The 22,459-nt window shown below is 73.4% G+C and carries 22 protein-coding genes; 20 read left to right on the top strand and 2 right to left on the bottom strand.

Going from position 1 to position 22,459, the window contains the following annotated elements:
- The first annotated feature begins 117 nt into the window (after positions 1–117).
- The 9 genes from BXA05_RS10445 to BXA05_RS10405 all read left to right on the top strand — a co-directional run bounded on the left by BXA05_RS10445 (position 118) and on the right by BXA05_RS10405 (position 8,395).
- On the top strand, positions 118–333 hold the full coding sequence (locus tag BXA05_RS10445) for a hypothetical protein (RefSeq protein ID WP_031316353.1): 216 nt from the start codon (positions 118–120) through the stop codon (positions 331–333).
- A gap of 127 nt (positions 334–460) precedes the next feature.
- Positions 461–2,491, top strand: a complete 2,031-nt coding sequence (gene thrS / locus BXA05_RS10440) for a threonine--tRNA ligase (protein WP_083711789.1) — start codon at positions 461–463, stop codon at positions 2,489–2,491.
- 6 nt (positions 2,492–2,497) lie between these two features.
- Positions 2,498–3,136, top strand: a complete 639-nt coding sequence (locus BXA05_RS10435; protein ID WP_425291921.1) for an HIT family protein — start codon at positions 2,498–2,500, stop codon at positions 3,134–3,136.
- Positions 3,136–3,804: a phosphatidylinositol phosphate synthase gene (pgsA, locus tag BXA05_RS10430; protein WP_061267246.1), complete on the top strand. Its 669-nt coding sequence runs from the start codon at positions 3,136–3,138 to the stop codon at positions 3,802–3,804. Before BXA05_RS10435 ends, pgsA begins: the two co-directional genes overlap by 1 nt.
- A complete protein-coding gene (locus tag BXA05_RS10425; protein ID WP_076404920.1) occupies positions 3,804–4,784 on the top strand; it encodes a phosphatidylinositol mannoside acyltransferase in 981 nt (326 codons plus the stop codon). Before pgsA ends, BXA05_RS10425 begins: the two co-directional genes overlap by 1 nt.
- A 2-nt stretch (positions 4,785–4,786) precedes the next feature.
- Positions 4,787–5,992 carry a glycosyltransferase family 4 protein gene (locus BXA05_RS10420; RefSeq protein WP_170963169.1) on the top strand — a complete coding sequence of 402 codons (1,206 nt, stop codon included), beginning with the start codon at positions 4,787–4,789 and terminating at the stop codon, positions 5,990–5,992.
- Complete coding sequence (locus BXA05_RS10415; RefSeq protein WP_061267249.1) at positions 5,989–6,639, top strand: hypothetical protein; 651 nt, start codon at positions 5,989–5,991, stop codon at positions 6,637–6,639. Before BXA05_RS10420 ends, BXA05_RS10415 begins: the two co-directional genes overlap by 4 nt.
- Before the next feature lie 191 nt (positions 6,640–6,830).
- Positions 6,831–7,772, top strand: a complete 942-nt coding sequence (gene pdxS, locus BXA05_RS10410) for a pyridoxal 5'-phosphate synthase lyase subunit PdxS (RefSeq protein WP_076405046.1) — start codon at positions 6,831–6,833, stop codon at positions 7,770–7,772.
- Between the two features lie 59 nt (positions 7,773–7,831).
- Positions 7,832–8,395 (top strand): NUDIX hydrolase, encoded by a 564-nt coding sequence (locus tag BXA05_RS10405; RefSeq protein WP_061267250.1) that lies wholly within the window; start codon positions 7,832–7,834, stop codon positions 8,393–8,395.
- 4 nt (positions 8,396–8,399) lie between these two features.
- On the opposite strand, the gene BXA05_RS10400 is transcribed toward BXA05_RS10405, so the two are convergent.
- Complete coding sequence (locus BXA05_RS10400; protein WP_076404918.1) at positions 8,400–9,071, bottom strand: hypothetical protein; 672 nt, start codon at positions 9,069–9,071, stop codon at positions 8,400–8,402.
- An 83-nt stretch (positions 9,072–9,154) separates the two neighbouring features.
- Between BXA05_RS10400 and pdxT the strand changes: the two genes are divergently transcribed.
- From pdxT to BXA05_RS10345, 11 genes are all read left to right on the top strand, one after another.
- Complete coding sequence (pdxT, locus tag BXA05_RS10395; protein ID WP_076404917.1) at positions 9,155–9,817, top strand: pyridoxal 5'-phosphate synthase glutaminase subunit PdxT; 663 nt, start codon at positions 9,155–9,157, stop codon at positions 9,815–9,817.
- A gap of 6 nt (positions 9,818–9,823) precedes the next feature.
- Positions 9,824–10,585: a YebC/PmpR family DNA-binding transcriptional regulator gene (locus tag BXA05_RS10390; RefSeq protein WP_034654766.1), complete on the top strand. Its 762-nt coding sequence runs from the start codon at positions 9,824–9,826 to the stop codon at positions 10,583–10,585.
- 223 nt (positions 10,586–10,808) lie between these two features.
- Entirely contained in the window at positions 10,809–11,378 is a 570-nt protein-coding gene (gene ruvC / locus BXA05_RS10385; RefSeq protein ID WP_034654762.1) for a crossover junction endodeoxyribonuclease RuvC, read from the top strand.
- A 198-nt stretch (positions 11,379–11,576) separates the two neighbouring features.
- On the top strand, positions 11,577–12,212 hold the full coding sequence (gene ruvA, locus BXA05_RS10380; protein ID WP_043651863.1) for a Holliday junction branch migration protein RuvA: 636 nt from the start codon (positions 11,577–11,579) through the stop codon (positions 12,210–12,212).
- A 2-nt stretch (positions 12,213–12,214) separates the two neighbouring features.
- Positions 12,215–13,291, top strand: coding sequence for a Holliday junction branch migration DNA helicase RuvB (ruvB, locus tag BXA05_RS10375; RefSeq protein WP_061267253.1), 1,077 nt, complete (start codon positions 12,215–12,217; stop codon positions 13,289–13,291).
- A gap of 189 nt (positions 13,292–13,480) precedes the next feature.
- Positions 13,481–13,939 (top strand): preprotein translocase subunit YajC, encoded by a 459-nt coding sequence (yajC, locus tag BXA05_RS10370; protein ID WP_021483634.1) that lies wholly within the window; start codon positions 13,481–13,483, stop codon positions 13,937–13,939.
- An 81-nt stretch (positions 13,940–14,020) separates the two neighbouring features.
- Positions 14,021–16,018: a protein translocase subunit SecD gene (secD, locus tag BXA05_RS10365; protein ID WP_076404916.1), complete on the top strand. Its 1,998-nt coding sequence runs from the start codon at positions 14,021–14,023 to the stop codon at positions 16,016–16,018.
- Positions 16,018–17,136 carry a protein translocase subunit SecF gene (gene secF / locus BXA05_RS10360; RefSeq protein ID WP_034654760.1) on the top strand — a complete coding sequence of 373 codons (1,119 nt, stop codon included), beginning with the start codon at positions 16,018–16,020 and terminating at the stop codon, positions 17,134–17,136. Before secD ends, secF begins: the two co-directional genes overlap by 1 nt.
- Positions 17,133–17,738: an adenine phosphoribosyltransferase gene (locus tag BXA05_RS10355; protein ID WP_081895974.1), complete on the top strand. Its 606-nt coding sequence runs from the start codon at positions 17,133–17,135 to the stop codon at positions 17,736–17,738. Before secF ends, BXA05_RS10355 begins: the two co-directional genes overlap by 4 nt.
- Before the next feature lie 74 nt (positions 17,739–17,812).
- Complete coding sequence (locus BXA05_RS10350) at positions 17,813–20,155, top strand: RelA/SpoT family protein (protein ID WP_043651895.1); 2,343 nt, start codon at positions 17,813–17,815, stop codon at positions 20,153–20,155.
- 70 nt (positions 20,156–20,225) lie between these two features.
- Complete coding sequence (locus BXA05_RS10345; RefSeq protein WP_076404915.1) at positions 20,226–21,332, top strand: ATP-dependent DNA ligase; 1,107 nt, start codon at positions 20,226–20,228, stop codon at positions 21,330–21,332.
- 47 nt (positions 21,333–21,379) lie between these two features.
- On the opposite strand, the gene ligD is transcribed toward BXA05_RS10345, so the two are convergent.
- Positions 21,380–22,456 (bottom strand): non-homologous end-joining DNA ligase, encoded by a 1,077-nt coding sequence (ligD, locus tag BXA05_RS10340; protein WP_034654755.1) that lies wholly within the window; start codon positions 22,454–22,456, stop codon positions 21,380–21,382.
- Between the last annotated feature and the right edge of the window lie 3 nt (positions 22,457–22,459).

Here is a 22,459-nt window from a genome sequence, read left to right as displayed (position 1 = left end):
GGCCCCTGCCTGTGCCCCGTCGCGCGACGTGGTGCCGCCGGGTAGCGTTTCGTGCGGGCGCGGGACGGCCGCCGCCCGGCGCGGGACGCGCGCACCACGACCCCCGAGGGAGCCGGTATGAGCGAGCAGACACCGAAGGACCGGGGCGGACTCGGCGACCTCCTCGGCAAGGCCAAGGAGTTCATGACCGAGGAGCGCATCGACAAGGCCAAGGAGTTCATGACCGACGAGCGCATCGACGAGGTCGCGGGAAAGATCAAGTCGGTCGCCCCGGACTCCGTCGACCGGCACGTCGACACCCTCGCCGAGAAGGCGAAGAAGGCCAACGACTGACCTGCGGGTCGGTACGATCGAGGGGCGCCGTCCACGACGGCGCCCTTCGTGCTGTCGGGGACGCCCCGGCGCCGGGGGACCTGACCGGGCGCTGCGCGCGCCTCCCGCCACAGAACGGAGCACGGACGTGTCTGACGTCGTCTCGTCACCACTCACCATCACCCTCGACGCGGAGGAGACCACGGTGACGACGGGCACGACGGGCACGGACCTGTTCGCGTCGCGTCGCGACGTCGTCGTGATCCGCGTGAACGGGGAGCTCAAGGACCTCGACACGCCCGTCGCGGACGGCGACGTGGTCGAGGGCGTGACGATCGACTCGCCCGACGGCTTCGCGGTGCTGCGGCACTCGGCCGCGCACGTGCTCGCGCAGGCCGTCCAGCAGGTCAACCCGGACGCGAAGCTGGGCATCGGCCCGCCGATCACGGACGGGTTCTACTACGACTTCGACGTCGAGACGCCGTTCACCCCCGAGGACCTCAAGGCGCTCGACAAGGCGATGTCGCGCATCATCAAGGAGGGCCAGACCTTCCGCCGCCGCGTGGTCACCGAGGACGAGGCGCGCGCCGAGCTCGCGCACGAGCCGTACAAGCTCGAGCTCATCGGGCTCAAGGGCTCCGGCACCGCGGACGACACCGAGGGCGCGAACGTCGAGGTCGGCGGCGGCGAGCTGACGATCTACGACAACGTGCGCGGCGCCGGGCGCGAGAGCGAGACGGTGGTCTGGAAGGACCTGTGCCGTGGCCCGCACCTGCCGAGCACGCGCCTGATCGGCAACGGCTACCAGCTCATGCGCTCGGCCGCGGCCTACTGGCGCGGCAGCGAGAAGAACCCGCAGCTCCAGCGCATCTACGGCACGGCGTGGCCGACGAAGGACGAGCTCAAGGCGTACCTCGAGCGGCTCGCGGAGGCGGAGCGGCGCGACCACCGTCGGCTCGGCAACGAGCTCGACCTGTTCTCCTTCCCGGAGGAGATCGGCTCGGGCCTGCCCGTGTTCCACCCCAACGGCGCGACGATCCGCATGGAGATGGAGGAGTACTCGCGCAAGCGGCACGTCGAGGCCGGCTACTCGTTCGTCAGCACGCCGCACATCACCAAGGCGAACCTGTTCCAGACGTCGCGCCACCTCGACTGGTACGCCGACGGCATGTACCCGCCGATGCACCTGGACGAGGAGCTCGACGACGACGGCAACGTCAAGCGGGTGGGCCAGGACTACTACCTCAAGCCGATGAACTGCCCGATGCACAACCTCGTGTACCGCTCGCGCGGGCGGTCGTACCGCGAGCTGCCGCTGCGGCTGTTCGAGTTCGGCACGGTGTACCGCTACGAGAAGTCGGGCGTCGTGCACGGGCTCACGCGGGCGCGCGGCTTCACGCAGGACGACGCGCACATCTACACCACGCGCGAGCAGATGCGCGACGAGCTGGGCTCGCTGCTCTCCTTCGTGCTGGACCTCCTGCGCGACTACGGGCTCGACGACTTCTACCTCGAGCTGTCGACGCGCGACCCCGAGAAGTCGGTGGGCGACGACGCCACGTGGGAGGAGGCGACCGAGGTCCTGCGCCAGGTCGCGACGGAGTCGGGCCTCGAGCTCGTCGCCGACCCGGGCGGCGCGGCGTTCTACGGCCCCAAGATCTCGGTCCAGGCGAAGGACGCGATCGGCCGCACGTGGCAGCTCTCGACGATCCAGCTCGACTTCTTCGAGCCGGAGCTGTTCGAGCTCGAGTACACGGCGTCCGACGGCACGCGCCAGCGTCCCGTGATGATCCACCGCGCGCTGTTCGGCTCGATCGAGCGGTTCTTCGGCATCCTCGTCGAGCACTACGCCGGCGCGTTCCCCGCGTGGCTCGCGCCCGTCCAGGTCGTGGCGGTCCCCGTCGCGGAGCCGTTCAACGACTACGTGGCCGACGTCGTCGCGCAGCTCAGGGCGCAGGGGATCCGCGCGGAGGTCGACTACTCGGACGACCGGTTCGGCAAGAAGATCCGCAACGCCAGCACGCGCAAGGTCCCGTTCGTCCTCATCGCGGGCGGCGAGGACGCCGAGGCGGGCGCCGTGTCGTTCCGCTACCGGGACGGCCGCCAGGACAACGGCGTGCCCGTCGCCGAGGCCGTCGAGCGGATCGTCTCCGCCGTGCGCGACCGCGTCCAGGTCTGACGGCGCGTGAGCGACGAGCGCACGGGGGCACCCGGCGCGGCCGACGAGGCCGCGCCGGGCGCCGCACCCGACCCCGCGACCGGTGCGACGGTCGAGACGCCGGACGCGCACCCCCGGTTCGACGACGGCCTGGACCGGCTCTGGACGCCGCACCGCATGGTGTACATCGGCGGGCAGGACAAGCCCGCTGACGACTCGCGCGGCGAGTGCCCGTTCTGCCGCGTGCCGGACCGCACGGACGAGGACGGGCTGATCGTCGCGCGCGGCCGGACGGCGTACGTCGTGCTCAACCTCTACCCGTACAACCCGGGCCACCTCATGGTCGTGCCGTACCGGCACGTCTCCGACTACACGGACCTCACGGAGGCCGAGACGGTCGAGGTCGCGCACCTCACGCAGACGGCCATGCGGGTCGTGCGCGCGGTGTCCGCGCCCGACGGCTTCAACCTCGGCATGAACCAGGGCGCGGTCGCGGGCGCGGGCATCGCCGCGCACCTGCACCAGCACGTCGTGCCGCGCTGGGCGGGGGACGCGAACTTCCTGCCGATCGTCGCGCAGACGAAGGCCGTGCCCGAGCTGCTCTCCGACACGCGGGCGCGGCTCGCGGACGCGTGGCCGACCACCGGCGAGGGGGACGACGCCTGATGTTCGGTCGTCTGCGCGCGCTCACCACGCGCCTGTTCACGCCGCTCGCCGCGTTCCTCCTGCGCGTCGGGGTGAGCCCGGACGCGGTGACCGTCACCGGGACGCTCGGCGTCGTCGTCGGCGCGCTGTGGCTCTTCCCCACGGGCCACCTCTTCGCCGGGGTCATGGTCGTCATGGTCTGCGCCTTCGCCGACGTGCTCGACGGCGTCATGGCGCGCCGCGCCGGCCGGTCGGGCCCCTGGGGCGCGTTCCTCGACTCGACGCTCGACCGGCTCGCCGACGCCGCCGTGTTCGTCGGGCTCACGCTGTGGTTCGTCCGCGCCGACGACCCGCGCCTCACGCCCGACCTCGCCGCGTGGGGGACCGTCGTCGCGCTCGCGTGCCTCGCGCTCGGCGCCGTCGTGCCGTACGCGCGGGCCCGCGCCGAGAGCGTCGGCATGACCGCGCAGGTCGGGATCGCCGAGCGTGCCGACCGCCTCGTCGCGGCCCTCGTCGCCGCCGGGCTCGTCGGCCTCGGCCTGCCACCCGTCGTGCTCGTCGTGGTGCTCGGCCTGCTCGCGCTCGCGAGCGCGGTGACGGTCGTGCAGCGCGTCGCGACGGTGCGCCGCCAGGCGCTCGCCCTCTCCGCGAGCGCCTCCCGGACCGACGACACGGAGGACGGTCGCTGATGGCCCTCGACGCCGGCAAGGCGTTCACGTTCGCCTGGCGCAACGCGCGCAAGGTGCCCGACCCGCTGCTGCGCGGGCTCTTCGACGCGATCGCCGACGTGACGTGGCTCCTGCACGGCGGGGGAGTGCGCCAGTTCGAGCGCAACCTCGCGCGCGTCCGGCCCGGGCTCTCGCCGCGCGCCCTGCGCCGGCTCTCGCGCGCGGGCATGCGGTCGTACATGCGGTACTACCGGGAGGCCTTCACGCTCCCCGCCTGGACGCCGGAGCAGGTCGAGGCGCGCGTGCGGCTCGTCGGGTACGAGAACCTGGCTGAGCACCTCGACGGCGACCGGAGCCCGGTGCTCGCGCTGTCCCACCAGGGCAACTGGGACCTCGCGGGCGCGTACGCGACCCCGCACATCGCGCCCGTGCTCACGGTCGCGGAGCGGCTGAAGCCCGACGAGCTGTTCGAGGAGTTCCTCGCGTTCCGCACCGGGCTCGGGCTCGAGATCCTCGCGCTCGGCGACGGCGACGTCTTCCGCGACCTGGTGCGCGGCGCGAGCCGACCGGGGAAGATCATCCCGTTGCTCGCCGACCGCGACCTCACCCACCGCGGCGTCGAGGTCGACCTCTTCGGCCGGCGGGCGCGGGTCGCGGCGGGGCCCGCGGCGCTCGCCGTGAGCACGGGCGCGCCGCTCGTGCCGGCCGGCATCTTCTACGAGCGGCTGCGCGGGGCGCGGCGGCGGGCCGCGGGCTCGCCCTGGGGCCTGGTCATCCGCTTCTTCCCGCGCGTCGAGATCGCGACGGACCTCCCGCGCGCCCAGCGGGTGGCCGCGGCGACGCAGTCCTGGGTCGACGCGCTGAGCGTCGCGATCCGGGAGCACCCGCAGGACTGGCACATGCTCCAGAAGGTGTTCGTCGACGACCTCGACCCCGATCGCTACGCGCGCACGCGCGCCGCGGCGGGCGAGCCGGCCCCGGACGTGGAGCGTGCCGCATGAGCCTGCGCGTGGGCATCGTGTGCCCCTACTCGTTCGACGCCCCCGGCGGCGTGCAGTTCCACGTGCGCGACCTCGCCGAGGCGCTCATGGCGCGGGGCCACGAGGTCTCCGTGCTCGCCCCGGCCGACGACGACACGCCCGTCCCGGACTACCTCACCTCCGCCGGCGGTGCGGTGCCGGTGCGCTACAACGGCTCGGTCGCGCGGCTCACGTTCGGCCCGCGCACGGCGGGCCGCGTGCGCCGGTGGCTCGACGCCGGACGGTTCGACGTGCTGCACCTGCACGAGCCCGTGACGCCCTCGCTGAGCATGCTCGCGCTCTGGATCGCGCAGGGCCCGATCGTCGCGACGTTCCACACGTCGCTCGTGCGCTCGCGCGCGCTCCAGGTCGCCTACCCGCTCGTGCGGCAGAGCCTGGAGAAGATCGACGCGCGCATCGCGGTCTCGGAGGACGCGCGGCGCACGCTGGTGGACCACCTGGGCGGGGACGCCGTCGTCATCCCCAACGGCGTGTACGTCGACACGTTCGCCGACGCTGTGCCGAGCCCGGCCTGGCAGGGCAAGCCCGAGGCGCCGACGATCGCGTTCCTCGGGCGTCTCGACGAGCCGCGCAAGGGCCTGCCCGTCCTGACGGCCGCGATCCCGCGGATCCTCGAGCAGCTCCCCGGCGCGAGGTTCCTCGTCGCCGGGCGCGGCGACGACGGTCGGGACGCCGCGATCGAGGCGCTCGGCGCGCACGCGTCCTCCGTCGAGTTCCTCGGTGGTGTGAGCGACGAGGACAAGGCGAGCCTGCTCGCGTCGGTGGACCTCTACATCGCCCCGCAGACCGGGGGCGAGAGCTTCGGGATCGTCCTCGTGGAGGCGATGAGCGCCGGGGCGTGCGTCGTCGCGAGCGACCTCGGCGCGTTCCGCCGCGTGCTCGACGACGGCGCCGCGGGCGTGCTGTTCCCCGTCGGCGACCCCGAGGCGCTGGCCCGGGCGGTGGTCGACGTCCTCGCGGACCCCGACGCCCGTGCCGCGCACCGGGCGCGTGCGGCCGAGTTCGTGCGGCGGTTCGACTGGTCCGCGGTGACCGACCAGGTCTCCGCGGTGTACGACACGGTGCTCGCGGCGTCCGAGGCGGTCATCCCCGTGCACGAGGACCCGCGCTCGCGCCGCGGCGGGCGGTTGCTGGGCCGCGCCCGCGAGGAGGAGGTGGGTCGCCCGTGACCTGGTCCGAGACCGCCGTCCTCGTCCTCGTCGTCGCGGCCCTGGCCGCGTGGCTGCTGTGGGTCGCCGCGTCGCGGCTCGACCGCCTCCACCGCAAGGTCATGGCGTCGAGGCTCGCGCTGGACGCCCAGCTCGTGCGCCGCGCGTCGGCCGCCGTGGACCTCGCGGCGTCCGGCGAGCTCGACCCCGCGAGCTCCGTCCTCGTCGCCGAGGCGGCGCACGCCGTCCTCGACGACGACGCCGACGCGCGCCGGCTCCGCGAGCAGGTGCCCGGCCTCGTGCCGGCGGACGGCCCGCGGCCCCGGCGCCTGCTGGGCGGCATGGCGGAGTCGCGCGCCCTCGCGGAGAGCGACCTCACCGCGACGCTGCGCTCCGCGCTGGAGGACGCCGACGACCTCGCCGAGGTGCGGTCGGTCCCCGCCGGCGACGAGCTGCTCGCCACGCTGTCCGCCGCCTGGTACCGCGCCCAGCTCGCGCGCCGCTTCCACAACGAGGCCGTCGCCCAGGCGCTGCGCGTGCGCAGCAAGTGGTGGGTGCGTCTGTTCCACCTCGCGGGCCACGCGCCGATGCCCGTCACGGTCGAGCTCGACGACGCCGCGCCCGACGCGCTCGTGCGCCCTGTCGCCACCGCGGCCACGCCCGACTGAGCGTCGGCTCTCGCGGGTCGTACCGGGCTCGGCGGCCCGCTCCCGGCCGGTCCGGGGACCGGGGCCGTGGACGGCCCGACGTTAGGATGGGGAGCGCGTGGGAGCATGTGCCGTCGAGCCTGTTCGACGGCGTCCGCGCGCGATCGCGCGACGTTCCCCTGACCTGAAGGTGTGAGGTACCGGTGACCAACGTGGCCGACCAGAACGTCCCTGCCGAGAGCGCCCCGGGCGCCGCGACCGCGGAGGGTGCCGGCGCGGTCGGCACCGCGAGGGTCAAGCGGGGGATGGCGGAGATGCTCAAGGGCGGCGTCATCATGGACGTCGTCACGCCCGAGCAGGCGAAGATCGCCGAGGACGCCGGGGCCGTGGCGGTCATGGCGCTCGAGCGCGTTCCCGCTGACATCCGCGCGCAGGGCGGAGTCTCGCGCATGTCCGACCCGGACATGATCGACGGGATCATCGAGGCCGTCTCCATCCCCGTGATGGCCAAGGCGCGCATCGGCCACTTCGTCGAGGCGCAGGTGCTCCAGTCGCTCGGCGTGGACTACGTCGACGAGTCCGAGGTCCTCACGCCCGCGGACTACGCCAACCACATCGACAAGTGGCAGTTCACCGTCCCGTTCGTGTGCGGGGCGACCAACCTCGGCGAGGCGCTGCGCCGCATCACCGAGGGCGCCGCGATGATCCGCTCCAAGGGCGAGGCCGGCACGGGCGACGTCTCCAACGCGACCACGCACATGCGCACCATCCGCGGGGAGATCCGCCGCCTCACGTCGCTCCCCGAGGACGAGCTCTTCGTCGCTGCGAAGGAGCTCCAGGCGCCGTACGAGCTCGTCAAGGAGGTCGCCGCGACCGGCAAGCTCCCGGTCGTCATGTTCACCGCCGGTGGGATCGCGACCCCGGCCGACGCCGCGATGATGATGCAGCTCGGCGCCGAGGGCGTGTTCGTGGGATCGGGCATCTTCAAGTCCGGCAACCCTGCCCAGCGCGCGGCTGCCATCGTCAAGGCGACGACGTTCTACGACGACCCCGACGTGATCGCCAAGGTCTCGCGCGGTCTCGGCGAGGCGATGGTCGGCATCAACGTCGACGACATCCCCGTCCCGCACCGTCTGGCCGAGCGCGGCTGGTGACCGACCTCCGCGCGTCGCAGCCGTCCGTCGTCGTGCCGACGACGGACGGCTGACCCGTCGTGGCCGAGGCCGCCGGAGCGCCGTCGTCCCTGGGCCCCGACTGGGTGCTCGGGGACGACGGCCTGTACTTCCGCCGCGGCGCGCGCGTGCTGCTCCTCGACGACGCCGACCGGATCCTCCTCGCACGCGGGCACGACGTCGACCAGCCCGAGCGCTCGTGGTGGTTCACGATCGGCGGGGGAGTCGACCCGGGCGAGAGCGACGTCGACGCCGCGCTGCGCGAGGTCCGCGAGGAGACGGGCCTGCGTCTGGACCCGGGCGCGCTCGTCGGCCCGGTGTACACGCGCAGCGCGATCTTCGACTTCTACCGGCAGCACTGCCGCCAGGACGAGGTGCTGTTCCTCGCGCGGGTCACCGGGGCCGACCGCGACGGCGGGCTGAGCCGCGCCGGGTGGACCGACGTCGAGCTCGACGTCGTCGACGAGATGCGCTGGTGGGCGCTCGACGACCTGCGCGGCGTCCAGATCGAGGTCTTCCCCGAAGGGCTGCCCGACCTCGTCGCACCGCTGCTGCGCGGGTGGGACGGCGTGACGCGGCACCTCGGCACGGCGCGCGCGGACTGACCGGCTACGCCCGGCGGGCGATCACCCGCCACACGATCCCGCCGACGAGCAGTCCCGCGCCCAGCAGCCCGCCGCCGATCGCGACGAACCACAGCACGATCGTGCCGCCGAGCGTCGCGAAGAACGTGCCGAAGCGCCAGCCCTCGGTGACGACGAACGTCGTGCCCGCGGGCGCTGCGCCTTGCGCGACGGTCACCGTGCACGTCCCGGACGCCGGCGGCGTCGCCTCGGCCACCGTCGTCGCCTGGGAGGAGCCCAGGCCGGAGCTGCCGGACACCGACGGGGCGCTCACCGTGAGGTCGCCGTCGGCGCAGGTCACGGTCACGTCCTCGACGTCGAGGCCCGCGCCGTCCGAGGACCCCGCGCGGCCCACCGCCCAGATGCTGTACGGCTGGCCGCCCGTGACCTCGAGCTCCGCCTCGCCCGGCACGTCGCCCGACGCGAGCGCCGCCGACCCGGGCCGACCCGCGCCGTCGATCACGCCGGTCGGCAGCGCCCGGACGAACGTCGTGACGCCGAGGACCCCCGCCACGAGCGCGAGCACGAGCACGACGGCGCCGACCACGATCATCGTCGTGGCGCCGCGCGTGCTGCGCGGGGGCCGCGGCGCCGCCCCGGGGTACGGCGCCGGACCGGGCGCGGGGTAGGGCTGGCCGGGCGCGGGCGGGTACGTCACGACGGCGAGGCTAGCAACCGTGGGCGCGGCCGGAGGCCCACCGCGGGACAAGCGGCGGAGCCGCCGACGTATCATTCCCCTTCGTGACGATCACGATCGGTGTCCTCGCCCTCCAGGGCGACGTGCGCGAGCACCGCGCCGCGCTCGAGGCCGCGGGCGCCCGCACGGTCGGCGTCCGCCGCCCCGAGGAGCTCGCCGCGGTCGACGGGCTCGTGCTCCCGGGCGGCGAGTCGACGACCATCGACAAGCTCCTGCGCATCTTCGAGCTCGACGAGCCGCTGCGCGCGCGCATCGCCGAGGGCCTGCCCGTCTACGGCTCGTGCGCCGGCATGATCCTGCTCGCCGACCGCATCCTGGGCGGCACCGCCGACCAGCGCACCATCGGCGGGCTCGACGTGACGGTCCGGCGCAACGCGTTCGGCCGGCAGGTCGACTCGTTCGAGACCGACCTCGCGTTCGCGGGTCTGGCGCCGGCGGACGACGGGCGCGACGGCGCACCGAGACCGGGCCAGGACGAGGACGCGGTGCACGCCGTGTTCATCCGGGCGCCCTGGGTCGAGGAGGCCGGGCCCGGGGTCGAGGTGCTCGCACGGATCCCCGAGCACGGCGCACCCGGCATCCCGGCGGCTGCCGCCGGTAGGATCGTCGCAGTCCAGCAGGGATCGCTGCTCGCCACCTCGTTCCACCCGGAGATCTCCGGGGACGCGCGCGTGCACGAGCTGTTCGTCAGAATCGCGAAGGGGTAGGAACGCATGTCAGGGCACTCCAAGTGGGCCACGACCAAGCACAAGAAGGCGGCCATCGACGCCAAGCGCGGCAAGCTCTTCGCGAAGCTCATCAAGAACATCGAGGTCGCGGCGCGCACGGGCGGCGGTGACCCCGCGGGCAACCCGACGCTGTTCGACGCCATCCAGAAGGCGAAGAAGTCGTCGGTCCCCAACGACAACATCGACCGCGCCGTCAAGCGCGGCTCGGGCACCGGCGCCGACGCCGTCGACTACCAGACGATCATGTACGAGGGCTACGGCCCCAACGGCATCGCCGTCCTGGTCGAGTGCCTCACCGACAACAAGAACCGCGCGGCCTCCGAGGTCCGCCTCGCGTTCAGCCGCAACGGCGGCAACCTCGCCGACCCGGGCTCCGTGTCCTACCTCTTCGCGCGCAAGGGCCTCGTCGTCGTGCCGAAGGCGGAGGGCGTGACCGAGGACGACGTCATGCTCGCCGCGCTCGAGGCGGGGGCCGAGGAGGTCACCGACTCCGGCGACGTCATCGAGGTGCTGTCCGAGGCGAGCGACCTCGTCGCCGTGCGCAGCGCGATCCAGGAGGCGGGGATCGAGTACGACTCCGCCGACTCGATCTGGCACCCGTCGATGGAGGTCGAGGTCGACGCCGAGGGCGCGCGCAAGATCCTGCGCCTCATCGACGCGCTCGAGGACAGCGACGACGTGCAGAACGTCTACGCCAACTTCGACGCGTCGGACGAGGTCATGGCGGAGCTCGAGAACGACGACTGATCCCGTCGGCTCGGTCACCGAGACCGACGACGTGGTCCCCCTGGGGTGGCGGGGCGGGTGAGGCGCGCGCGGTCTACCATCCGCGGTGCTCGTCCCTCGCGCCGCTCCCGCCAGGCCCGCCACGACCGCGCGCACCTCACCCGCCCCGCCGGTGTCGGCTCGCCGTGGTCGGCGGCCCGCGAGGCGGACGGGTTCCGTGGTCGGGTCGTGGGAGGGTACTGGGGTGCGCGTTCTCGGAGTGGATCCTGGGCTGACCCGGTGCGGTGTCGGGGTGGTGGACTCCGCGCGGGGGCGGCGGGCCGAGCTCGTCGCGGTCGGGGTGATCCGGACGGACCCGGAGCTGAGCGTCGACCTGCGGCTGCTGCGGATCGCGGAGCGGCTCGACGCGTGGTTCGACGAGCACGTGCCCGACGTCGTGGCGGTCGAGCGCGTGTTCGCGCAGCACAACGTCGGGACGGTCATGGGGACCGCGCAGGCCGCGGGCATCGCGATGGTCGGGGCCGCGAAGCGGGGCGTCCCCGTCGCGCTGCACACGCCGTCGGAGGTCAAGGCCGCGGTCACGGGGAGCGGACGCGCCGGCAAGGAGCAGGTCCAGCGCATGGTCGCGGGGATCCTCGGCCTCGCGGAGCCGCCGAAGCCCGCGGACGCGGCCGACGCGCTCGCGCTCGCGATCTGCCACCTGTGGCGCCCCGCGGGCGCCCTGCAGGGCGGCGAGCGGCACGAGCTCACGGCCGCCCAGCGCGCCTGGGCGGCCGCCGAGCACGCGGCGAAGGGACGGCGCGCGCCGCGCTAGCGGCGACGCTGCCGCCGGTCGTGCCGGTGGGGGTGCCGGCGGTCCGTGTCGGTCGGTCGGCGGGTGGGCGGCCCTTGCTAGAGTGACCGCGGTCGTACGGGTGTTCGACGCGCCTCTCGGTGCGCGGCCCGACGGCGGTCCTCGGGGCCGGCGGACCATCGGACCAGGCCGGGGCTGCCGGCCGGGAGAGGAGCCTGCGTGATCGCGTCCCTGAGCGGTGTCGTGGCGAGCGTCCAGCTCGACCGCGCCGTGCTCGAGGTCGGAGGAGTGGGCTACCTCGTCCACGCCACGCCCGCCACGCTCGCCGGCCTGCGCGTCGGGGAGACGGCGCGCCTCGCGACGAGCCTCGTCGTGCGCGAGGACTCGTTCACGCTCTACGGCTTCGCCGACGACGACGAGCGCGCCGTCTTCGAGACCGTCCAGACCGTGAGCGGCGTCGGTCCGCGCCTCGCGCTCGCGATGCTCGCCGTGCACACGCCCGACGGCCTGCGTCGTGCGGTCGCGGGCGCCGACATCGCCGCGCTCGTGCGCGTCCCGGGCATCGGCAACAAGGGCGCGCAGCGGATCGCGCTCGAGCTCGGCGACAAGCTCGGCCCGCCCACGGGCGCCGACGCTCCCGAGGCGGGATCGACCGCCTCGGCGTCGGCGCCGCGTCCGGAGGACCGGCGCGACCAGGTGGTCGAGGCGCTCGTCGGGCTCGGCTGGAACCTCAAGGCCGCCGACGACGCGGTGTCCACCGTGCTCGCCGAGGCGGGCGTCGACGTCGTCGAGGCACCCGACGTGGCGGGCGCGCTGCGTGCCGCGCTGCGGGTCCTCGGCGGGCCGAGGAGCTGACGATGGCGACCTTCGACCAGGTGGGACTCGACGACCTCGGCGGGGACGGCACGTTCTCGTCCGAGCGCATCGTCGCGGCGGGTGCGGACGACCTCGAACGCGCGGCCGAGGCCGCGCTGCGGCCACGCCGGCTGGAGGAGTTCGTCGGCCAGGCCGTCGTCCGCGACCAGCTGTCGCTCGTGCTCCAGGCCGCGCTCGCGCGGGGGAGCGCGCCCGACCACGTGCTCCTGTCGGGTCCGCCCGGGCTCGGCAAGACGACGCTCGCCATGATCATCGCCGCGGAGCTCGGTACGTCGCTGCGCGTGACGTCGGGGCCCGCGATCCAGCACGCCGGCGACCTCGCGGCGGTGCTGTCCTCGCTCGAGGAGGGCGAGGTCCTGTTCATCGACGAGATCCACCGGCTCGCGCGACCGGCCGAGGAGCTCCTCTACATGGCGATGGAGGACTTCCGCGTCGACGTCGTCGTGGGCAAGGGGGCCGGGGCGAGCGCCATCCCGCTCTCGCTGCCGCCCTTCACGGCGGTCGGCGCGACGACGCGCGCCGGGCTCCTGCCCGCGCCGCTGCGCGACCGGTTCGGCTTCACCGGGCACCTGGACTTCTACTCGGGCGACGAGCTCGAGCGCGTGCTGACGCGCTCGGCCGGCCTGCTCGGCGTCGCGCTCGACCCCCAGGCCGCCCGCGAGATCGCCGGGCGTTCGCGCGGCACGCCCCGCATCGCGAACCGCCTCCTGCGGCGTGTGCGTGACTGGGCGCAGGTGCGCGGCGACGGGACCATGGACCTCGCGGCCGCGCGTGCGGCCCTTGAGGTCTACGAGGTGGACCCGATCGGCCTCGACCGGCTCGACCGCGCGGTGCTCACCGCGCTGTGCACGCGCTTCAACGGCGGTCCCGTGGGCCTGACGACGCTCGCGGTGACGGTGGGCGAGGAGGCGGAGACCGTCGAGACGGTCGCCGAGCCGTACCTCGTGCGCGAGGGCTTGATCGGGCGGACGCCGCGAGGCCGCGTCGCGACCCCGGCTGCCTGGGCGCACCTCGGGCTCACCCCGCCGCGGGAGGGCGGCACGCTCTTCGACGCCTGAGGCGACGCCGGAGGTCACGAGCGTGCGAGGATGCTCCGTGACGGCGGTCACAGGCGCTCCGCGGGTGGTCCTAGAATGGTCGGGACCCGGGCGGGCGGAACTCCGCGGCGAGACGGCTCGTTGGTGAACCGTGCGCGCACGCCTAGACTGCGCGCAGATCCCGCACAGAACAGGACACGAGACTCCGTCATGGATATCAGCTTCATCCTCATCCTCGCCCTCGCGGCGGGTGCGATGTTCCTCATGACCAGCCGCACCCGCAAGCAGCAGCGCGAGGCCCAGAACTTCCGGGCGACCCTCGCCCCCGGGCAGGAGGTGATGACGGGCTCCGGCATGTTCGGCACGGTCGTCGACGTCGACGACGAGGCCGACGTCATCACCATCGAGTCGACGCCGGGCAACCAGTCCCGGTGGCTGCGCGCCGCGATCGCCAAGCTCGTCGAGCCCCCGGTCGAGGAGACCGAGGAGACGACGGCGGACGACGCGTCCGAGGACGCGGCCGAGTACGGCACCGCCGGCGCCGACGCCGGGACCACCACGAAGGGCGACGTCGACGACCTCGTCGTGCCCGACGACCTCTCCGGTCTGACCGACGACCGGTCGGAGAAGGACCGCGGACGCCGGGACGACGGCACCGACATCAAGTGACCCTATGCCGGTCGCTGCCGCGACCGGCCTGACGCGGTGGGCCGCGAGGCCCACCGCACACGCACGAGAAGAGACGGACAGTTGGCCACCAGCAGCACACGAGCGAGGCCCGTACGGACCCTCGTCACCCTGGGAATCCTCATCGTCGTCCTCTTCGGGTCCCTCTTCGCGGGCACGAAGCTCGACCCGAAGACCGAGGACAACCCGGGCGGGGCGAGCCTCACCCCGGGCCTCGCGCTCGATCTCGAGGGTGGCACGCAGATCATCCTGGAGCCCGTCACCACCGACGGCTCGCAGCCGACGGCCGAGGACATCAACCAGGCGATCAACGTCATCCGCCAGCGCATCGACGCGCAGGGTGTCTCCGAGGCCGAGATCACGAGCCAGGGCCGCAACAACATCGTCGTCGGCATCCCGGGGCAGCCGTCCCAGGAGACCATCGACCTCGTCAGCACCTCGGCCCAGATGCGCTTCCGCCCCGTGCTCTCCGTGGGCATGCCGACGGCGACGCCCGCCGACGAGTCCACCGACCCGGCCGCGGGCGACGACGCCGCGGCCGAGGACGCCCCGGACGCGACGGAGTCCGCGGACGCCGCCACCGACGGCGCGACGGACCCCGCGGCCGAGGACGGCACGGACCCGGCGGCCGACGCAGCGACGGACGCTCCGGCGGACGACGCCACGACGGACCCGGCGCCGGAGACGACCCGCCCGGAGAACCCGAGCGACCTCGCGCAGATCACGCCGGAGCTGCAGGCGCAGTTCGACGCGCTCGACTGCACGCTCCCCGAGAACCTCGTGGGCGGCGACAGCGGCCCGACCGACAGCGCGTTCGTCTCGTGCGCCGACGACGGCACGGCCAAGTACATCCTCGGCCCGGTCGAGATCGAGGGCACCGACATCTCGAACGCGAGCTCCGGCCTGCGCGTCGGGCAGAACGGCGTCGTCACCAACGAGTGGGTCGTCAACATCGAGTTCGACTCCGAGGGCACCAAGGCCTTCCGTGACGTCACGACGCGTCTCACGTCGCTCCCGTCGCCGCAGAACCAGTTCGCGATGGTCCTCGACGGCCTCGTGATCTCCGCGCCCGTGTCGCAGACCCCGATCCCGGACGGCAAGGCCGAGATCTCGGGCAGCTTCACGCGCGACAGCGCGGCGACGCTCGCGAACCAGCTCAACTTCGGCTCGCTGCCCCTGACGTTCGAGGTGCAGAGCCAGGAGCAGATCTCCGCGACGCTCGGCTCCGAGCAGCTCGAGAAGGGTCTGCTCGCGGGCGCGATCGGCCTGCTGCTGGTCGTCATCTACTCGCTCTTCCAGTACCGCGTGCTCGGCCTGGTCACCGTCGCGTCGCTCGGCATCGCGGCCGTCGTGACGTTCGGCGTGATCTCGGTGCTCTCGTGGACCATCGGGTACCGCCTGTCGCTCGCCGGCGTCGCGGGGCTCATCGTCGCGATCGGTATCACCGCGGACTCGTTCATCGTGTACTTCGAGCGCATCCGCGACGAGCTGCGCGACGGCCGGACGCTGAACTCCGCGGTGGAGAAGGGCTGGCAGCGTGCCCGCCGCACGATCCTCGCCTCGGACGCGGTGAACTTCGTCGCCGCGGTGGTCCTGTACTACCTGGCGGTCGGCGGCGTGCGCGGCTTCGCGTTCACGCTGGGCCTGACCACCCTGGTCGACCTGATCGTTGTGTTCCTCTTCACGCACCCGCTCATGCAGCTCCTCGCCCGGACCAAGTTCTTCGCGAACGGCCACCCGGCGTCGGGCCTCGACCCGCGGCGCCTCGGGGTGCGCGGCACGCGGTATGCCGGTCGCGGCCGCGTCGTCGGGGCGACCTCGACGGCACCCGCGGACGGCGGTGACGTCGTCGAGGACGCGCCGGTGCAGGACGCCCCGGCGCGCGAGCGCACGGCGCCCGTCCGGGAGACGGTCGGTGCCGGCGTCGGCCGGTCAGACGGCCCGCGCATGACCATCGCCGAGCGCCGTGCCGCCGAGCGGCGGGCCGCCGCCTCCGCGGACGGCGACGAGGGGTCCCCGGCCGCTGACGCGGCGGGCGACGAGAACGAGGAGAAGCACTGATGGCCAGCGGTTTCGCCCAGTGGGGCAACGACCTGTACACGGGCCGCCGGTCCTACGCCATCGTCGCCAAGCGGCGCGCCTACTTCGTGGTGGCGCTCGTCCTGGTCGTCCTGTCCCTCGGCATCATCGGGGTCCGGATCGCCGGTGACGGGCTCAACCTCGGCATCGAGTTCCGCGGCGGGTCGGAGTTCACCGTCTCGGGCGTCTCGGACACCTCGCAGCAGCCGGCGCTCGACGCCGTCGCGGCGGTCGCCCCCGAGGAGGTGCCGCGCGTCACCTCGGTGGGCTCCAGCACCGTGCGGGTGCAGACGGCGGAGCTGAGCAACGCGCAGGTCGAGCAGGTCGCCGTCGAGCTCGCGAACGCGTACGACGTGTCCGAGGGGGAGGTCACGAGCTCGTACATCGGCCCCACCTGGGGCAAGGACGTCTCCCAGAAGGCAATCGTCGGCCTCGTCGTCTTCCTGCTCCTCGTGAGCCTGGTCATGACGATCTACTTCCGAAACTGGCGCATGGCGCTCGCCGCGGTCATCGCGCTGTTCCACGACCTCATCGTCACGGTGGGCATCTACGCGGCGATCGGCTGGGAGATCACGCCGGCGACGGTGATCGGCCTCCTGACGATCCTCGCGTACTCGATCTACGACACGGTCGTGGTCTTCGACAAGGTCCGCGAGAACACCGCGGGCGTCCTCGACCAGACGCGCAGCACCTACGCCGAGCGGGCCAACCTCGCGATCAACCAGACGCTCGTGCGCTCGATCAACACGTCCGTCGTCGCGCTGCTCCCCGTCGCGGGCATCCTCTTCATCGGGGCGTTCCTGCTGGGCGCCGGCACGCTGCGCGACATCGCGCTCGCGCTCTTCGTCGGCATGGCCGTCGGCGCCTACTCGTCGGTGTACCTCGCGACGCCGCTCGAGGTCGCGCTGCGCGAGCGGGAGAAGCCCATCCAGGAGCACACGGCCAAGGTCCTCGCGCTGCGCGCGGAGCGGGCCGAGGTCGCGGGCGACGAGGAGGACGCCGCGCTCGCGGCGGCCGGCGTCGGGGCAGGGCACCGCCAGCTCCAGCCGGGCGCGCACCAGGGCAACAAGGCGCAGCCGCGCCGCCGTCGTCCCCGATGACGGCACCCGGTCACGTGCCGGCCGGCGAGGCGGGCGGCCTGCGCGCCGTCCACCTCGCCGGGCTCGGCCCGGAGCGCGCCTCGCGCGTGCTCGAGCTCGTCCGTGCCGTCCCGGACTACCCGGGACCGGGGATCGTCTTCCGGGACATCACCGGCTTGCTGGCCGACGGCGACGCCTTCGGCCACGTCGTCGAGGCGCTCGGCGACGTCGCGCGCGCCGCGGGCGGGGTCGACCTCGTCGCGGGCATGGAGGCGCGGGGGTTCCTCATCGGGGCGCCGCTCGCGACGCACCTCGGCGTCGGGTTCGTGCCGCTGCGCAAGGCGGGCAAGCTCCCGCCGCCGACGGACACCGTCACCTACGACCTCGAGTACGGCACCGCGACCATCGAGCTCCGGTCGGGAACACTGCCCCCGGGTGCGCGTGTTCTCGTGGTGGACGACGTGCTCGCGACCGGGGGCACGGCGGCCGCGGGCGCCGAGCTCGTCGAGCGCGGGGGAGGCGTCGTGGTGGGCCTGGCGTTCCTCCTCGAGCTCGAGGGCCTGGGAGGCCGCGAGCGGCTCGCGGGCCGCGAGGTGGCCACGCTGGTCCACGTCGAGTCGTAGGATTGCCACTCCGGTCGTCTCGGCTGGTCGCCGGCATCGTGCCGGTGGCGGCCGCCCTGCGGAAGGAGGCGCGCATGAGCGAGAACACCCGGACGTCGCGCGCTCCTGAGCGCGCGGGCGCCCCGACCTCCGGCACCGGCGGCTCGGGCGGGCGCGGTGTGCGCTCGCGCCTGGTCCGCTTCGGCGCGCGCCCCAACGCGGGCAGCCCGGCGCTCGAGCCGGTGCTCCAGGCCGTCCGTACCAACCACCCGCGCACGGACCTGAGCGTCATCGAGCGCGCGTACGAGACCGCCGAGCGCGCCCACCGCGGCCAGCTGCGCAAGAGCGGCGACCCGTACATCACGCACCCCGTCGCGGTCGCGACGATCCTCGCCGAGCTCGGGTTCGACGGGTCGACGCTCGCCGCCGCGCTGCTGCACGACACGGTCGAGGACACCGACTACTCGCTCGCGCAGCTCACCGAGGAGTACGGCGAGGAGATCGCCATGCTCGTCGACGGCGTGACCAAGCTCGACAAGGTCACGTACGGCGACGCGGCGCAGGCCGAGACGGTGCGCAAGATGGTCGTCGCCATGGCGCGCGACATCCGCGTGCTCGTCATCAAGCTCGCCGACCGCCTGCACAACGCGCGCACCTGGAAGTACGTGTCGTCGTCGTCGGCGGGGCGCAAGGCGCGCGAGACCCTCGAGATCTACGCCCCGCTCGCCCACCGCCTCGGCATGAACACGATCAAGTGGGAGCTCGAGGACCTGTCGTTCCAGGCCCTGTACCCGAAGGTGTACGACGAGATCGTCCACCTCGTCGCCGAGCGCGCGCCGGCGCGCGAGGAGTACCTGGCCGTCGTGCGCGAGCAGGTCACGGCCGACCTGCGGAGCGCGAAGATCAAGGCGACCGTCACCGGCCGGCCGAAGCACTACTACTCGATCTACCAGAAGATGATCGTGCGCGGTCACGACTTCGCGGAGATCTACGACCTCGTCGGCGCGCGCGTCCTGGTGGACAGCGTCCGGGACTGCTACGCGGCGCTCGGTGCGCTGCACGCGCGGTGGAACCCCGTGCCGGGGCGGTTCAAGGACTACATCGCGATGCCGAAGTTCAACATGTACCAGTCGTTGCACACGACGGTCATCGGGCCGGGCGGCAAGCCGGTCGAGATCCAGATCCGCACGCACGAGATGCACCGGCGCGCGGAGTACGGCGTCGCGGCGCACTGGAAGTACAAGGAGACCGCGAAGTCGGGCGGCAAGACGGCGAAGGACGACGCCGCGGCCAACGACATGCGGTGGCTGCGCCAGCTCGTGGACTGGCAGCGTGAGACGGCCGACCCGGCCGAGTTCCTCGACTCGCTGCGCTTCGAGATCGGCGGCGCGGAGGTCTACGTCTTCACCCCCAAGGGCGACGTGATGGCGCTGCCGGCGGGCTCGACGCCGGTCGACTTCGCCTACGCGGTGCACACCGAGGTCGGGCACCGGACGATGGGCGCGCGCGTCAACGGGCGGCTCGTCCCGCTCGACTCGACGCTCGAGAACGGCGACTCGGTCGACGTCCTCACCTCGAAGTCCGAGAACGCGGGTCCGAGCCGTGACTGGCTCGCCTTCGTCAAGAGCCCGCGGGCGCGCAACAAGATCCGGCAGTGGTTCTCCAAGGAGCGCCGCGAGGAGGCCGTCGAGCACGGCAAGGACGCGATCGCCAAGGCGATGCGCAAGCAGAACCTGCCGATCCAGCGCCTGCTGTCGCACGAGTCGCTCGTCGCGCTCGCCAACGAGCTCCGCTTCGCGGACGTCACCGCGCTGTACGCGGCGATCGGCGAGGGCCAGGTGTCGGCGGCGAACGTCGTCTCCAAGCTCGTCCAGGCGATGGGGGGCGAGGAGGGCACGGTCGAGGACGTCGCCGAGACCGCGCGCCCCGGGAACACCGCGCGCCGCGTGCGCACGGGCGACCCTGGCGTCATGGTCAAGGGCGTCGACGACATCTGGGTCAAGCTGGCGAAGTGCTGCACCCCGGTCCCGGGCGACGAGATCATCGGCTTCGTCACGCGCGGGCAGGGCGTGAGCGTGCACCGCGCGGACTGCGCGAACGTCGTCGGGCTGCGCAACCAGCCCGAGCGGATCGTCGACGTCTCGTGGACCACGGGCAGCAACGCGATGTTCCTCGTGCAGATCCAGGTCGAGGCGCTCGACCGTGCGCGCCTGCTCTCCGACGTGACGCGCGTCCTGTCGGACAACCACGTGAACATCCTCTCGGCGACCGTCTCGACCTCGAACGACCGCGTGGCGATGTCGCGCTTCGTCTTCGAGATGGCGGAGCCCGCGCACCTCGCGCAGGTCCTCAGCGCCGTCCGCAAGGTCGACGGCGTGTTCGACGTCTACCGCATCACGGGGACGAAGGCCGCCGAGACGGCGCAGCTCCCCGCCTGAGCCGGGGACGGGAGGCGGCTCGGCGGCACCACGCCGCGCAGGGCGGCAGGCCCGGTGGCAGCATCGGCACATGGACCTGCCCGTCATGCCCCCCGTGCTGCCCATGCTCGCGAAGTCCGTGCCCGCCGTGCCCGAGCCCGACGCCGTCGACGGCGGGTACGTGTACGAGCCGAAGTGGGACGGCTTCCGCGCGATCGTGTACCGCGACGGCGACGAGGTGCGGCTCGACAGCAGGAACGCGCGCCCGATGGACCGCTACTTCCCCGAGGTCGTCGAAGCGGTGCGGGCGGCTCTGCCGCCCCGGTGCGTGGTCGACGGCGAGATCGTCGTCGCGCGGGACGGTCGCCTCGAGTTCGAGGTGCTCCAGCAGCGCATCCACCCCGCGGCGTCGCGCGTGCGTCTGCTCGCGGAGCAGACCCCCGCGGCCCTCGTCGTGTTCGACGTGCTCGCGCTCGGGGACGAGGACCTCACGCGCGCGCCGCTCGCGCGGCGGCAGGAGGTGCTCGACTCCCTGGGCCTCGACGGCCCGGCCGTGCACGCCACGCCCCGCACACGCGACGTCGCCGTGGCGCGGGAGTGGTTCGACACGTTCGAGGGGGCGGGCCTGGACGGCGTCGTCGCCAAGCCGCTCGACGGCACGTACCAGCCGAACAAGCGCGCGATGCTCAAGATCAAGCACGGCCGCGAGGCGGACGTCGTGCTCGCGGGGTACCGCCTGCACAAGACGTCGACCCCCGCGAAGCCGCGGCTCGGCTCGCTCCTGCTCGGCCTGTACGACGACGCGGGCCAGCTCCAGTTCGTCGGCGTCGCCGCGTCGTTCCCGACGGCGCGGCGCGCCGCGCTGGTCGAGGAGCTCGCGCCGCTCGTCGTCGAGCCGGGCACGCCGGACGCGGACGCGCACCCGTGGTCCGGGTGGGAGAACCCCGCCGGCGAGCGGATGCCGGGTGCGGTGTCGCGCTGGAGCTCGGGCAAGGACCTGTCGTTCACGCCGCTGCGCCCGGAGCGCGTGCTCGAGGTCGCCTACGACCACATGGAGGGCTCTCGGTTCCGGCACACCGCGCAGTTCCGGCGCTGGCGCGACGACCGGGACCCGGGGTCGTGCACCTATGAGCAGCTCGAGGAGCCGGTGCGCTACGACCTCATGGGCATCCTGCCCGGGGCGCCGGGCGTCGGCTGACGCGGCGAGCGCCCCGGGGGCACGCCATGTCAGTCCCGGGCGCCATGTCAGTCCCGGGCGCGGTCCCGGTCCTTGCTCGGCTGGACGCGCTTGGGCTCGCCGGGCATCTTCGGGTACTCGGGCGGGTAGGGGAGGTCCCCGAGCCCGTGCTCGGCCTCGTCGCGCCGGGACAGCTCCAGGGCGGGCTCGAGCGACGCGCCCGGGTCCTCCCGGTCGGCGCGCAGGGGTGCGAAGAGGTCGCCGACCGCGGCGAAGCGCGTGGGCATCGACAGCACGTCGAAGTCGTCGGGGTGGACGTCGCCGAGCTCCTCCCAGCGCAGGGGAGCGGACACCGTCGCGCGCTGGTTGGAGCGGATCGAGTAGGCCGAGGCGATCGTGCGGTCGCGCGCCATCTGGTTGTAGTCGACGAAGATCTTGGCGCCGCGCTCCTCCTTCCACCACTTCGTGGTGACCTGGTCCGGCAGGCGGCGTTCGAGCTCACGACCGATCGCGATCGTCGCGCGGCGCGCGGCGACGAAGTCCCACTCGGGCGCGACCGGGACGAACACGTGGATGCCGCGGCCGCCCGACGTCTTGGGGTAGCCGGGGAGGCCGAGCTCGTCGAGGATCTCGCGCAGGTGCGGTGCGACGCGCACCGCGTCGTCGAAGTCGGTGCCCGGCTGCGGGTCGAGGTCGATGCGGAGCTGGTCCACCGCCTCGACGTCGCCGCCGCGCACGGGCCACGGGTGGAACGTCAGGGTGCCGAGGTTGGCCGCCCAGGCGACGACGGCGAGCTCCGTGGGGCACACCTCGTCGGCCGTGCGCCCGCTCGGGAACGCGATGCGCGCGGTCTGCACCCACTCCGGGGCGCCCTTCGGGATGCGCTTCTGGTAGAACGCGTCGCCGGTGTTGTCCGTGCGCGTGCTCATGCGCGCGCCCTCGAACACGCCCTTGGGCCAGCGCTCGAGCGTCGTCGGGCGGTCGACCAGGGCGCCGAGGATGCCGTCGCCCACGTCGAGGAAGTACTGCACGACGTCGAGCTTGGTGAGCCCGCGCGCGGGGAAGACGACGCGGTCCGGGCTCGTGACGCGCACGGTCCGTCCTCGGACGTCGAGCTCCACGGGGGGAGTCGTGGCTGCGGCCATGCC

The sequence above is a fragment of the Cellulosimicrobium funkei genome (assembly GCF_900155925.1).
Classification (GTDB): Bacteria; Actinomycetota; Actinomycetes; order Actinomycetales; family Cellulomonadaceae; genus Cellulosimicrobium; species Cellulosimicrobium funkei.
This window is presented reverse-complemented; position numbering and strand designations above follow the sequence as displayed.